This is a genomic window from Pedobacter sp. N36a (assembly GCF_014472395.1).
In the GTDB taxonomy this organism is placed as follows: domain Bacteria; phylum Bacteroidota; class Bacteroidia; order Sphingobacteriales; family Sphingobacteriaceae; genus Pedobacter.
Genome location: NZ_JACSZW010000016.1, coordinates 13,699 through 27,501, shown reverse-complemented (window position 1 = coordinate 27,501; position 13,803 = coordinate 13,699). Strand labels below are relative to the sequence as shown.

The following is a 13,803-nucleotide window of genomic DNA, read 5'->3' as shown; positions in this document are numbered from 1 at the left end:
AAAATGAAGACTAAACCTAACTTTTTCTTTATTCTGATACTTTACATAGCCATCCTGTTTTCTTCAAAAACGGCCTCAGCACAAACTGCTGATACATTGAGATTAGAATTAAAAGAAGTGGTGGCCATGGCAAAGGAGCAATCCATTGGTGAGCAGAACAAATATTTTAGAGATTGCAGATTTTAGCAGTCAGCTGGAAAAACAACCGATATTACAGGTGTCAAAGCTCCCGGATGTGGGCGCAATGACCTTGGAAGAAATAGAAATTTTAATGATCAAACGCGCTTTGGAATTTCACCAGAACCGCATTTCTAAAGCGGCATTGGCTTTAGGAATCACCAGAAGCGCCTTATACCGCAGACTGGAAAAATTTAATATTCCTTACGATGAGCGCAATTCCAACGATGAGACTTCGGACTAAATACCTGTTGTTCGTGTGTATGATACATGCGATCGCCCTATTTCTAAGCTATTTTGTTTTTGAAAAGAATAAGGTATATTTCTTGTGCTCAGAAGTCCTGATCTTGATTTCCTGGCAGCTATACAACCAGATGATTCGCCCTTTAAACCTATTGGTTCAGGGAGCTGATGCGATTCGTGACCGGGATTTCAACATTAAGTTTGTGAAAACGGGGACGCTTGAAATGGATCAGCTGATCGAAGTCTACAATCAGATGATCGATCAATTGAGAAAAGAAAGAACATTACAGCAGCAGCAGCACTTCTTCTTAGATAAGCTCATTGACCACTCTCCGGTGGGAATCATTATTCTGGATCATGACGATAGAGTCCAGATGGTGAATCCGGTGGCTAAAAAAATACTCCATGCCATTCCAATCGAAGGCTGGTTCTTAAAAGACATCATCCATCCCATTATTGACGAGGTCCGCGTCTTGTTAAAAGAAAAAAAAAGATCGGTCACCCTGAAAGGAGGAGCAGAGTCTTATAAAATTCAGGTTTCTGAATTTATAGATCAGGGATTCCCCAGACATTTTGTGATCATCCAGGAGCTGACTAATGAGCTGCTCATTGCCGAAAAGCAAGGTTATGGAAAGGTGATCCGTATGATGGCACATGAAGTGAACAATACAATCGGACCGGTAAACTCTATTCTTGATTCCGCATTGGAGATGGAGACCGAGCGAATAGGCAGCAGCAGTCTCGGCAATGCGCTGCAGGTTGCGATAGATCGCAACCAAAATTTAAACCTCTTTATGCGGAACCTTGCCGACCTGGTTCGCCTGCCAGAACCAGATAAAAAATACATGGATCTCCATGAATTGATTTATTCGGTGGCCACCTTATGGACCGAAAGGGCTAAAGCGCAAAACATCAGCTTTGAATTTAACCTGTATCAGGTACCCTTAATCATCTTCGCAGACCAGCTGCAGCTCGAGCAGGTACTGATAAATATCGTTAAAAATGCAATAGAAGCGATCGGGGCTAACGCTCAGGGAGTCATTACCTTTACTACCGAGAATGAGCCAAAAAGACTGCGCATCATCGACAATGGTAAAGGAATTTCAGCGGAAGCTGTACCCTATTTATTCAGTCCGTTTTTTAGCACAAAAGTGGATGGACAAGGGATCGGACTCACGCTAATCAAAGATGTATTGCTCAAACATGACTTCCCTTTTCATCTGTATGATAATGAGAAAGTAGGGGCGGAATTTCCCATAAACGTTTCATAATCTTAAAAAACCATCTTGATTTCATTTAAACACTACGCAAACGTTTGATATTTTCTGCTTAAAAGAAGGTGGTGTGATGTAGTGTGCTATTTTTTCTTGCGAATAAAGTGCTTAATTATGCCTTTTTAATAAAAAGGCAAATTTTTGTTTTAAATCCGCTAAAATTTCTTTCCTTTTTCTGGTTTTCTGCAAACAAATATCAAACGTTTGCGTGAATTTAATGTGCATTCTGTCAAGTGCTTGGTCCTTTAAGTCTATAACTTTCGAGCTCCAAAAAATGTCTAACGCCAATGTTTGGCAAATCAGACAAAAACTCATTTAATCAGAATAATTCATGACCAAGAATTACAACCTATTTAATTGGATTCCTTATTTAAGGAAATCTTTAATGACGCTAATCCTGGTGGCACTAGCTGTGTTTTCAGGGATGAGTCAAACTACCAGCGTCAAGACCGGTAAGGTGATTGACGAAACCGGACTGCCTTTACCAGGCGTGTCTGTGAAAATCAAAAATGCAGCGGGTGGTACCATGACCGATGGTGATGGAAAATTTAGCCTGAACGCTGATGACAAAGCGATCCTGACATTCTCATACCTGGGTTACGATATGCAGGAAATCAGCGCTGCTGGAAAAGGACCATTCAATGTTAGCCTGAAACCCAACCAGAACTTAATGGACGAAGTAGTCGTGGTGGGTTATGTAACCAAGAACAAATCACAAATCGTGAGTTCTGTATCTACGGTTTCTGCTGATAAATTACTGGACGTGACCAGCAATAGTACCTCAGCGATGCTGCAAGGTAAAGCTTCAGGTGTAAATGTAAGTTCTGTATCTGGACAACCAGGCTCGGGAACCAGCATTCGTGTTCGTGGTACAGGTACATTGAGCTCAGGATCTGAACCATTAATGGTAGTAGATGGAGTGATTGGTGGATCTGCAAACCCTCGTGATATTGAATCGGTAACCGTATTAAAAGATGCCGCAGCAACAGGCCTTTATGGCTCAAGGGCAGCAAATGGGGTATTGGTAATTACCACTAAACAAGGTAAAGCAGGTAAAACTAAAATTGATTACAGTGGATCTTTTGGGGTAAATAATGCTTCAGAAGGAAACTTTAAAGTCATGAACGGACAGCAGTTACGTGACTATAGTTCGTATATGTATACGAATGACTATACCGGAAAACGTTCGGCCTACATCAAAGAACTGCAAGGAACAATTCCTAATCCAACAGAACAACAAATTAATGATTACCTGACCTCAAAGGACCTGGCAACAACGCTTCCAGGTTATCTGAACGGTTTTATGCCGGAAACTCCGTTAAATACTGACTGGAGAGATTTGGCTTTCAGACAGGGTTATACCAACAACCAGGCTTTGAGTATCTCTGGAGGTGACGAAAAGACCAGGTTTTATATCGGAACCAACTATTACGATGAACAAGGTACGCTAGTGAATACGGATTACAAGAGCTTTAACTTCCGTACCAATCTGGAGCATAAAATCAATGATCGTTTTAAAGTAACTGCCAGACTTAATGCTGGTTTTACCAAAACAAACAATGATCCTAGTGGTGCTTTAGGACAATCTTACACCAACTCACCATGGAATAATCCATTAAATGCGGATGGCAGCCCACGTTATGTAGATGCGAATACGCCAAATTGGTATGGCAGAGATAAAAACAACTTCCCGTTTGTAAGTCAATATAACAGAGATAATTCTCGCGGACAAAATCTTGCTGCAGATGTAAAGTTGGAATACAAAATCACAGATTGGTTGAATTTTGCTACCTCTAACCGCTATACCGTGACCAACTCACGTGCGGAAAGACTTATTGATGCACGTACGCCTGCAGGAAAGACAAATGGAGGAGAGTTATACAATGCTTACGGTTATACCAACTCTTTTATTACTTCCAACTTGTTCAATGCAGCACATAGCTTTGGTAAACATAACCTATCGGGTATTGCCGGATTTGAATATCAGAAAAACTACTCAGATGGACTGATCGGTACAGGAACAGGAATTTTTCCTGAGTTAGGTGCGATGGATGCTACTGCAGTAATGAAGAGCCTAGCTGGAGCAAGATCAATGAGCAAGTTTGTTTCACAGCTATTTATGGGTGATTATAACTATGACAATCGCTATTTTGCCACCGTATCCCTTAGAAATGATGCTTCTTCAAAATTTGGCTCAAATAAGAGATCTGGTTTATTCTACTCTTTTGGTGCTGGATGGAATATTGCCAATGAAAGTTTCTTTAAATCAGAAATCGTGAATACTTTAAAATTACGCGGTAGTTATGGAGTAACAGGAAATACGCCTCCTGGTGATTATGCGCATTTAGACCTTTATATGGCTAATGTGCAGTACGGTGGAATTCCAGGTGCTTTCCCTCGTAGCTTACCAAACCCTAATTTAACCTGGGAAACACCTACCACCATCAATGCAGGTGTGGATATTGGTTTGTTTAACCGTATTGATTTGAGCGTTGACGCTTACCAGCGTACCAATAAAGACCTGATTCTGGATCGCCCATTGGCTTCTGAAACAGGATTCTATTATTCTACAGAGAATATCGGATCGGTAAGAAATAGAGGTGTTGATATAGAGCTGAATACTAAAAACTTAACCGGTGAATTCAAATGGAGTACCTCATTTAACATCGGAATCAACAGAAATAAAGTCATGATTCTGCATAAAGATGAAGACATTGATAGAGGATACCAAAGAGTTTCTGTTGGACGTGATTTGAACTCATGGTACATGCAAGAGTGGGCTGGAGTAGACGTGAATAATGGAAAACCATTATGGTACACGACAAAAACAGATGGAAATGGTGCGAAATATACCACAACAACAAGTATCCAGGAAGATGCTGACTTACGATATGTGGGTACTTCAACTCCTGATTTCATCGGTGGTTTAGGAAATGAGTTCTCTTACAAAAACTTTAGCCTGAATGCCTTTATCAACTTTGTTTCTGGAAGTATGGTCTACAACTCTGATCGTGAACTTTTTGATGCAGATGGTGCCTATCCTCAATATAACAGTATGCTATTGAAAAAAGGATGGAGCCGTTGGGAGAAACCAGGTGATGTGGCTACACATCCGCAAGCAGTTGCGAATGGCAATAACAATTCGAATAAACCAAGTTCAAGATACCTGGAAGATGGTTCTTATATCAGATTACGTAACGTAACCTTAGGATATACACTGTCTGATAAAGTAACAGAAAAATTAAAGCTGTCTAACGTTCGCTTCTTTGTGAGTGGTGACAACTTAATTACCCTGACCAGATTCTCTGGAATGGATCCGGAAGTTCCACTAACCACGGAGGGTAATAACTCTGTTGGTGTGGTTGGCACAAAATACCCAATTAGTAAGAAGGTATTATTTGGTGTGAATGTTAGTTTCTAAGGAGAATTTTAAAAAGAACAATGATGATAAAGAAATATAAATTGGCTGTAGCGTTGTTATTAATATTATCCGCTACCTCCTGCAAAGATTCGCTGGATTTAAAGCCTTATAATGCGCTGACCAGTGATCAGGTTGTAAATACAGTTGAAGGGCTTACGGCCGCAACAATTGGAACTTATACTTATATCAAAGACTCCTACTATATGCGTAATTACCACATGCTTTCTGAGTATGCCAGTGATAACGTATCCCTTAGCGGGACCACGACAGGTCCTTTATTCTATGCCTACAATTACCGTCATTTAGACAATATGGGCAATACAGAGCAGATCTGGCGTAAAGGTTACCAAGCAATTTATGGTGCCAATGTGGTGATCGAAAAAGGGGTTCCAGGAGAGAACTTGGAAATGAACCAGTTAATTGGAGAGAACTATTTCCTAAGGGCAATGCTTCATTTTGACCTGGTTCGTTTTTTTGGTCGTCCATACACAGATGATAATGGCGAATCTTTAGGGATCGTCCTGAAGACAAATACAGATGTGAATGAATTGAATCCACGTGCCAAGGTAAAAGACATCTATGCTTTGGTGGTGTCCGATTTACTAAAATCTATTGAGCTGATGGGCAGCACTAAGTCTAATATCTTTGCCTCTAAAGAAGTAGCAATGGCACTTTTAAGCAGAGTTTATCTGTATATGGGCAATTATGAAGGTGCTCATGAATATGCGGATAAAGTGATCAAATCAAATAGATATGCTTTGGTTGGTTCAGCCAACCTTGCCAGCTATTATACCGTAGCTCCTGGAGGAGATCAGAAAATGCAGGAAACTATATTTGGAATTAAACATGATGCAAAAGACGATCGTGGAGACAATTCTATCGGTTCCATGTATTTTACCGCTGGTGGCGACAATAGCTATGGCGAGATGTATGCTTCTCAGAGCTATAGAAAACTATTGGATAAGTTCCCTAATGATTTGCGTCACGCTTTTGTGCGTCCAAATTATGAAAAAGATAAAGACGGAAATATCAAGCTGGATGGCAATGGAAATCCAATTGTTGCAAAGCGTAATGGTTACCCCATTTATTATGTGATGAAGTATTCTTATCAGGATAACATCGAAACCTTAAGTTCTCCGGTGATTCTGCGTCTAGCAGAAATGTACCTGACCAGAGCTGAGGCAGCAATTAAATTAGGCAGACCCGACGAGGCTTTTGCAGATGTAAACCTAATCAGAGAACGTGCCGGCCTAAAAGGTCAGGAGTTATTTTCTGCATCAAATATGATGGGTTATACAGATATGTTAGATGTGGTATTGGATGAAAGAAGACTGGAACTTTCTTTTGAAGCACAGCGTAAATTCGATGTGTTCAGAAACAAACGTACCATGGTTAGAGATTATCCAGGAACACATTTACCTTCGGGACAGATTACTCAGGAGATTCCTTATACTTCGCCGCGTGTGATTTATTATATTCCTAGGAGTGAGTTGACCGTGAACCCTAAGCTGATTCAAAACCCATAATATAAAATATAATAAAGTGTATAGAAAGGCCGGTTTTTACCGGCCTTTCCTCGTTTTAAAGGTTTTTTAAAATATATTTGCTTTATGTCATCACATCACATCGTTAGAGAAAAACAAGAGCCAGCATTATATATTCATGATCTGGGTGAGTTCAATGAGGAATATCTAGGCCAGCTATTGGAGTGGAGCCCCACCTTAATTGTCAATGCTTCATTGTATGAAAAAATAGTTAGCCTCGGCTTAAAAGTAGATATTGTAGTGAATGCTGCTGATCAGGAGTTCTTTCAGGAAAACACGAAAGTCATTCCTGCAAAAGGAGAAGCGCTGGATGCGGTATTGGATTACCTGATCAAAGAAAAGTATTCGGCAGTCAATGTGATTGATACCAAGGCTAAGCTGAGAGAACTGGGAAGTTACATCGATGAAATCAATATTGTAATATTCACCGCGACGGCAAAAGCTTATGCGATTAAGTCTGGATTTTCCGTTTGGAAACCAAAAGGCAGTGTGTTCCATATTGAAGTCCTTTCCTATTTTGAAACCAGCAACCTGAAACAAGATGAAAATGGAGATTTCGTGGTGATCAATGATGGCTTCGTGACTTTCGATTTCAATAACAGTTATTTATTCATCAGCGAGAAGTTATGATCCTGCTCAGAAAAGGAAAAGAGAAAGACCTGCCCTCCATTCAGGAGATGGCGAAAATCACCTGGGCACCTACTTATAAGGGCATCCTCAGTCAGGAGCAAATCGATTATATGTTAGAAATGATGTATAATAAAGGGGTATTACTCGATCAGCTGCTGGAAGGCTACACTTTTCTGATTGCAGAAATTGAGTCGAAAGATGTGGGATTTGCTTCCTATTCTAAACTGGGCGATAGCCAGGAAGCCTATAAGCTGCATAAACTGTATGTGCTGCCGGAAGTTCATGGAATGGGCGTCGGTAAATTCCTGATCAACGAAGTTTTTCAGCAGGTAAAAGCAGCAGGAGGGAAAAGCGTGGAATTAAATGTACACCGTGCCAATAAATCTGCTGAGTTTTATAAAAAGGCCGGCTTTATAATAAAAGAAACCGTTGACCTTGATGTTGGCAACGGTTTCTTCATGAATGATTATGTATTAGCAAAGACCATCTGATAAAGGATGGTCTTTTTTTGCTTAATGACCGCGGATCGGGTCTTTAGGCTTAGTTACATTCGGATATTTGTAAGTTTTGATCTCCTCTTGTAACACCTTAATGGTGCGTTCCAATTGCGGGTCTCTACCTTCCAGTAAATCTTTAGGAGTTTGTTCTACGAAAATATCCGGTGCTACACCTTCATTCTCGATGATCCATTTCCCATCAGTATCATATACACCGAAGTTTGGAGAGGTAATGCTACCACCATCTAGTAAAAGTGGGTAACCGCTGATTCCTACGAGGATTCCCATCGTAGTACGACCAACCAATTTACCTAAACCTTTCTTCTTAAACATATAAGGCATCATATCGCCTCCGGAACCTGCATTTTCATTGATCAGCATGGCTTTCGGACCAAAGATACCGTTCCCTGGAGTAGTGAAACTCTTTCCATCTCTGATTCCCCAGTAGCTCATCAATTCACGGCTCAGCAAATCAATCACATAATCTGCAACCCATCCACCACCGTTGTTACGCTCATCCATCAGCAAAGCTTTTTTGTCCATTTGGGAGAAATAATACCTGTTGAAATAAGTGTAACCATCAGGGCCTGTATTTGGCATATAGACATAAGCGATTTTGCCATCACTGATCTTATCTACTCTTTTACGGTTGTTCTCTACCCAGTCCATCTTTCTCAATTCGAACTCTTGAGCTGCTGCTACCGGTACAACGACCACTTCTCTTGCACCATCCAAACTCGGCTTGCTGTTCACTTTGATCGCGACCTGCTTGCCTGCTTTGAAATCAAAAAGGCTATAAATAGAAGTTTTTGACGTCAATGGTACGCCTTCAACCGCTACGATATAATCACCTTCTTTGATGTTTAATCCTGGTTCTGCCAATGGCGCTTTAAAAGTTGGATTCCAATCCAGACGGGTAAAGATCTTTTTGATCTTATAAAACCCATTGTCTATTTCGTAGTCTGCGCCCAATAATCCTACAGAAACAGAAGGGGCACCAGGTTCATCACCAGGAGAAATGTAATTGTGACCAACTACCATCTCACCCATCATCTCATTGAAAACATAAGAAAGATCAGAGCGGTGGTTTACATAAGGAAGGAATTTCTCATACTTTACCTTCATGGCTGGCCAATCGGTACCGTGCATGTTTTCTACATAGAAAAAGTCTTTTTCCATGCTCCAAACCTCATCAAACATTTGTTTCCACTCTGCAGTAGGATCTACCAATACTTTGATACCTTCTAGTTTTAGCTTTCCAGCTTCTGAACTGCCTGGTTTTTTACCCGCATCAACGATGTAATAGTTTCCTCTGGAACCATAAAGCATAGATTTCCCATCGGCACTTACACTTAGACTGGATATTCCAGGAATCAGCGTGCTGGCTTCCATTTTCTTTAAATCTAATGCACCTAGCTCTCCATTTCTATGGTAAAGCACCATACCATCTACACTACCATCCAAGGCATAAATTCCGCCGGCAGGAATAGGAAGTGAGATAATTCTTCCGCTCAAATCAGCAAGGTCTATTTCAATTGGTATCTTAACTGGAGGAGCAGCAGGTTTTTCTGCTTCTTTTCCTTTCTTATCTTTTTTCGAAGCTTCCTTTTTAGGTTCTTCTTTTTTGTTTGCAGGGCTATCCTCGGATTTTATGACCTCTTCATCACTTTCAGTTTTATATAGTGAAGGTGTTTTCTTGGAAAGTATCAACGCATAAGCATTGTAATTTACAGGACGCTGGTAAGCAGACATATGTAATCCGCTATTGGTTAAGCCCACATCTGTACTCGCCAGGAAGAATAAATATTTACCATCTCTACTGAAATTCGGAGAAGATACTTCGCTCATTCCATCAGTAACCTGAGTATGATTTTCCTTGTCGAGGTTATACAAATAGACCGCACTTACCGAGTTCGGTAAGGTAGCGACATAAGAGATCCATTTAGAATCCGGCGACCAGGCCGGTTGTAGCGCACTAAATGATCTGCCAGGAGAAGAACCATCCTTATCCGCTTTCACCAAAATCGGCTTGCGGGTATTAATATCAAGATAGAACAAATTCAAATGGGCATCGCCATAGAACAGTTTCTTGCTATCCGGCGACCATACAGGCTGGTAATAAAAAGCCGTTTTCCCTAGTGGGATATAGATTGGCGCGTCTTTAGTGGCTTGATTCAATAATACCAATTGATAGTTACCGTCTTTATCAGACAAGTAAGAAATGTACTTACCATCCGGCGACCAGGCTGGGAATTTATCATAACTGCCAGGAGAGTTCGACAAGTTTCTGGCGTCTCCTTTTTCTTTAGGCACAGAATAGATTTCCCCGCGACTTTCAAAAAGGGCTCTTACTCCAGTAGGAGAGATTTCTGAGTTTCGGATATTGCTGGCCATATCAATGTAATGAGGCCTTTTATAAGGCGCGTCTGCCTGAATGTTGATTGAAATATCGCGGACCTTATTAGTAGCAGTCTCTAGTAAATGTGCTTTACCAGCTTGCTCAAAAGCAATTACTCCAGCACCAGCAGTCAAGGTTTTAATATCGTAGTCTTTGAAGTCCGTTAACTTCTCTGTTTTTTTGCTTTTCACATCATAACTGAATAAGTTCATGGTCAGATCCCTGTCGGATAAGAAATAAACTTTATTGCCTACCCATTGTGGCTTCACATTGTTGGAACCTGCACCAGGAATGATTTCTATGTCTTTGGTTTGTGTGTCAAAGATCCATATCTGTGGCATACCACCACCGCGATATCGCTTAAAAGCAACGTTGGCACGTTCCGTAGGATCGGTATTTTTGATGTAGGCCCAGTATCTTTTGTCCGCAGAAGGCGTACCCTGAACAGCTTCCGGCATGGGTAAAGCCTTTTCAGCAGTCCCATCGATATTGATTTGGTGTAACCTCGGACTCAATGCAAATTGATAGTCTCTTGTAGAAGTAAAATACAACTGATTATTGTCTAACCATCCCCGCATCACATCTGCAGCAGGGTGGTAAGTCACTCTTTTAGGAGCACCGCCTTCAATTGGAATCACATATATATCGGTATTACCATCATAGTTTCCAGTAAAGGCAATTTGTTTTCCATCAGGAGAAAACAATGGGTTCTGCTCTACTGCCGGATTTACCGTCAGTCGTCTTGGATTGCTGCCGTCTTTATCGGAGATCCAGATATCGCCACCGTACACAAATGCTAAATGATTGGCACTCACTGCAGGGCTGCGGATTAAAAGGGTTTCTTGCTTTTGCGCATTCGCCGGCATATTAAAGCCTAGGCTCATAGTGACTGATAAGGCGGCAGCAGCTAAAAATGATAATTGGTTAGGTTTAAGAAAGGTCATAAAAACAGTACTATAGTTAATTACTTAATTTCGGGATTCTGGTTGGGGTGTCTGTACCTTGTACGATCGTGATGGCACTTTTTGCAATACCTTTTATCGTCGATAGAATGTTATCTACGTCTAGTGTTTCAAACTCATCTTTTACGGTATGGTAAAATTTATCGCTGTCGATCTGGTCTGTACTAATCGTATGAGCAGGAACGCCTAATGCGGCTAAAGTAGCATTGTCACTTCTGTAAAACAGGTTTTGCTGTGGATATGGATCCGGATGGAACGTAAATTCTGTCCCTTCCAGGTTTTTCTGTAAGATCTTTCCAAAGTCTGATTTGTCGAACCCCGTGATAAACGCAGTATTCTTACCAAACTTGCTGTCTTTACCAATCATTTCAATGTTGAACATCGCCACCACCTCGTCAGGATTTAGTTTTTCTGAGAAATGTCTCGCACCATATCCACCGATTTCTTCAGCAGTAAAGGCTACAAAAATCAATGTACGCGCGTTGTTGTTCAGTTTTTTGTAGTATTTCGCAAGGGCGATCATAGCAGTAGTACCAGAAGCATCATCATCTGCACCATTGGCAATGCTGTCTGTACCTTCCGATTTTATGATGCCTAAATGGTCATAATGACCAGAGAAAACCACCAGTTCTTTTGCTTTTGATTTTCCTGGGATCATTCCTGCCACATTGAACAAAGGAAGTACTTCCAGTTTATTCTTTAAATCAACTTTAAAGTCCTTAACCACGTTATCTACACCCAATACAAATACATAAGCGGCGTCATTGACATGCTTCTCGTCCACATCTGCTCCCTGAGCTAAGTAATCATGGATTCTTTTAAAAGCCTCTGTAAACTTGGCATCTACCAATACTACTTGTTTTTTCTTCTCCTTGGTCAATGATCTCAATTGGGCCATGAATGGTTTTTCAGGATCCATTTTAACCCAGCCATCACTATTCGATTGGTCAAAAGATTGGTTTTCAGAGGTGTTTCCGTAAACCAGAACATCCGTAGCGGGAATCTCTTTACCATCGATACTCACTTTGGTGCTGACCGGTTTTAATTTTTTCTTCGTAAATGATTGTCGGAAGCTATTTCCTTCCAAAGGTTTCAAGCCAATACTTTTAAATTCAGCAGAGATAAAATCTGCGGCTTTCTCAATTCCTGGAGAGAAGGTTGCACGGCCTTCCATTTCATCACTGCTGAGTGTCTTGATCAATCGCTCTACATAAGGTCTGGTAATGATCTTATCAATGTCCTGCGCAAAGGATTGCTGTGCCAGGAACACTATAAATAAGGTGTAAATGGTTTTTTTCATCAGAATATAATTGTTTTTTTATGGTTCAATTCTTCAACATTAATACTTTAAGGCAGCACCTTATGATTAGTTGATTTATAAAGAAAAATGTTACGAAAAATTATTCTTCCGTAGGAGGATGTGTCAATTGCCTTTTTCTCCGTTCGATTTCGGTTTCAATGCGCGTCTCCTGAACTCCATCAATCACGGCAATCTCATACTCCTTGCCTTTGTCGGAAGCATAAATCTGTGTCTCTTCCAGGTTCTGTACAGAATGGTCATAAGGCCCACGTCCACTCATCAACTTCACAAATACCGGTAAACACTCAAAGAAAATAAACAGCAGGCCAATAAAAGTAACCGCAAGAGAGGTATTCACATCTCTTGTACCATCGGTATTAAAACTCAGCTGGCCTAATGCCCAGTTTCTATCGGCAAAGCCCGCAATATTACTCAAGCTGTCTAATTGTTTACTGGTATAAAGTTTCTCCGTCATTAACCCATCAAATTGTTTTCTTCCGTCCACAAATTTTTCCAGTGCCCTGACATCCGCTGTTAATGTATCCAAATTCTGCTCTCGCTGTTTTAACTCTGCTTCTTTCCTTTTCGCATAAGGGCCATAGCCCATCACACCGGAAGTTTCCAAAGTCTTGTTACCAAAGATTTCAAAGTTTAATTTCTGCCTCTCCGCCTTGATTGCACTCGCTAATGAATCACGCTCTGCTTTCACCTCATTCAACTTTCCGAGTTCAATTTTATACTTATTCCCGAATGAGGCATTTAAGGTGTCAATCTTGGAGCGCTGGTTGTTCAGGTAGCTGACTTTTAGTCTTTCCTTGATCTCTTTATCAAATATTTTCAATTCCAATGGACGGGAGATCACCAGTCCAATCATAATGGCGAGTAAGATCCTTGGTGTGGCCTGTAAAATCTGTTGATTTGTGCTGGCACTTTTGTTGATACTGGCCACAATATAGCGGTCCATATTAAAAATGGCCAATCCCCAGATTAAGCCAAAAAACAGGGCAAAAAGTACGGCTGCGGTATCTCCTTTAAAAACGAAATACATGGCATAGCCCCCAGATAGTGCGGCAAATAGACCTGTGAAGAAAATGGTAGCGCCTATTCCCAGGTATTTATTATGTTCGGTAGGATGTTTCTCAAGTGTGGAAATGTGCGCTCCGGAACAAAACCAGAAGAAACGAGATATAGAATTCATGATGTAAAATTCAAAGTTACTAAAGACTGAGTATTAAACGCGCAGTTCACCTAGTTGTTACAGTAATTTGCTCGAAATGATCCCATTATCTTCATCTGAATGTGATTTTGTGGTTTTTTTAACCTTAATATTTTCGGCATTGCTTATCTTTGAAAAAAG

10 protein-coding genes are annotated in these 13,803 nt (G+C 40.7%); 7 read left to right on the top strand and 3 right to left on the bottom strand.

The window, feature by feature from the left end:
- Positions 1-3: 3 nt before the first annotated feature.
- The 7 genes from H9X96_RS21385 (at position 4) to H9X96_RS21355 (ending at position 7,780) form a co-directional block, all read left to right on the top strand.
- Positions 4-186 (top strand): hypothetical protein, encoded by a 183-nt coding sequence (locus tag H9X96_RS21385; protein ID WP_187668238.1) that lies wholly within the window; start codon positions 4-6, stop codon positions 184-186.
- A complete protein-coding gene (locus tag H9X96_RS23170; RefSeq protein WP_370576770.1) occupies positions 149-421 on the top strand; it encodes a helix-turn-helix domain-containing protein in 273 nt (90 codons plus the stop codon). The genes H9X96_RS21385 and H9X96_RS23170 overlap by 38 nt, the downstream gene beginning before the upstream one ends.
- Positions 387-1,691, top strand: coding sequence for a PAS domain-containing sensor histidine kinase (locus tag H9X96_RS21375; RefSeq protein WP_255431197.1), 1,305 nt, complete (start codon positions 387-389; stop codon positions 1,689-1,691). Before H9X96_RS23170 ends, H9X96_RS21375 begins: the two co-directional genes overlap by 35 nt.
- 334 nt (positions 1,692-2,025) lie before the next feature.
- Positions 2,026-5,115 carry a TonB-dependent receptor gene (locus tag H9X96_RS21370; protein ID WP_187668237.1) on the top strand — a complete coding sequence of 1,030 codons (3,090 nt, stop codon included), beginning with the start codon at positions 2,026-2,028 and terminating at the stop codon, positions 5,113-5,115.
- A 20-nt stretch (positions 5,116-5,135) separates the two neighbouring features.
- Positions 5,136-6,641, top strand: a complete 1,506-nt coding sequence (locus H9X96_RS21365; RefSeq protein WP_222943956.1) for a RagB/SusD family nutrient uptake outer membrane protein — start codon at positions 5,136-5,138, stop codon at positions 6,639-6,641.
- Between the two features lie 84 nt (positions 6,642-6,725).
- Positions 6,726-7,289, top strand: a complete 564-nt coding sequence (locus H9X96_RS21360; RefSeq protein WP_187668236.1) for a thiamine pyrophosphokinase — start codon at positions 6,726-6,728, stop codon at positions 7,287-7,289.
- Positions 7,286-7,780 (top strand): GNAT family N-acetyltransferase, encoded by a 495-nt coding sequence (locus H9X96_RS21355; RefSeq protein WP_187668235.1) that lies wholly within the window; start codon positions 7,286-7,288, stop codon positions 7,778-7,780. The genes H9X96_RS21360 and H9X96_RS21355 overlap by 4 nt, the downstream gene beginning before the upstream one ends.
- A 21-nt stretch (positions 7,781-7,801) precedes the next feature.
- Here the strand turns inward: H9X96_RS21355 and H9X96_RS21350 are convergent, their stop codons facing one another.
- The 3 genes from H9X96_RS21350 to H9X96_RS21340 all read right to left on the bottom strand — a co-directional run bounded on the left by H9X96_RS21350 (position 7,802) and on the right by H9X96_RS21340 (position 13,644).
- Positions 7,802-11,128: a S41 family peptidase gene (locus H9X96_RS21350; RefSeq protein WP_187668234.1), complete on the bottom strand. Its 3,327-nt coding sequence runs from the start codon at positions 11,126-11,128 to the stop codon at positions 7,802-7,804.
- 16 nt (positions 11,129-11,144) lie between these two features.
- Positions 11,145-12,446 carry a M20/M25/M40 family metallo-hydrolase gene (locus tag H9X96_RS21345; RefSeq protein WP_187668233.1) on the bottom strand — a complete coding sequence of 434 codons (1,302 nt, stop codon included), beginning with the start codon at positions 12,444-12,446 and terminating at the stop codon, positions 11,145-11,147.
- A 100-nt stretch (positions 12,447-12,546) separates the two neighbouring features.
- On the bottom strand, positions 12,547-13,644 hold the full coding sequence (locus H9X96_RS21340) for a DUF4407 domain-containing protein (RefSeq protein WP_187668232.1): 1,098 nt from the start codon (positions 13,642-13,644) through the stop codon (positions 12,547-12,549).
- Positions 13,645-13,803: the final 159 nt, after the last annotated feature.

Excerpts from the sequence above, each read along its gene's own strand:
- H9X96_RS21385 (WP_187668238.1), top strand. The coding sequence starts at position 4 with ATGAAGACTAAACCTAACTTTTTCTTTATTCTGATACTTTACATAGCC.
- H9X96_RS21375 (WP_255431197.1), top strand. The coding sequence starts at position 387 with ATGAGCGCAATTCCAACGATGAGACTTCGGACTAAATACCTGTTGTTC.
- H9X96_RS21370 (WP_187668237.1), top strand. The coding sequence starts at position 2,026 with ATGACCAAGAATTACAACCTATTTAATTGGATTCCTTATTTAAGGAAA.
- H9X96_RS21365 (WP_222943956.1), top strand. The coding sequence starts at position 5,136 with ATGATGATAAAGAAATATAAATTGGCTGTAGCGTTGTTATTAATATTA.
- H9X96_RS21360 (WP_187668236.1), top strand. The coding sequence starts at position 6,726 with ATGTCATCACATCACATCGTTAGAGAAAAACAAGAGCCAGCATTATAT.
- H9X96_RS21355 (WP_187668235.1), top strand. The coding sequence starts at position 7,286 with ATGATCCTGCTCAGAAAAGGAAAAGAGAAAGACCTGCCCTCCATTCAG.
- H9X96_RS21350 (WP_187668234.1), bottom strand. The coding sequence starts at position 11,128 with ATGACCTTTCTTAAACCTAACCAATTATCATTTTTAGCTGCTGCCGCC.
- H9X96_RS21345 (WP_187668233.1), bottom strand. The coding sequence starts at position 12,446 with ATGAAAAAAACCATTTACACCTTATTTATAGTGTTCCTGGCACAGCAA.
- H9X96_RS21340 (WP_187668232.1), bottom strand. The coding sequence starts at position 13,644 with ATGAATTCTATATCTCGTTTCTTCTGGTTTTGTTCCGGAGCGCACATT.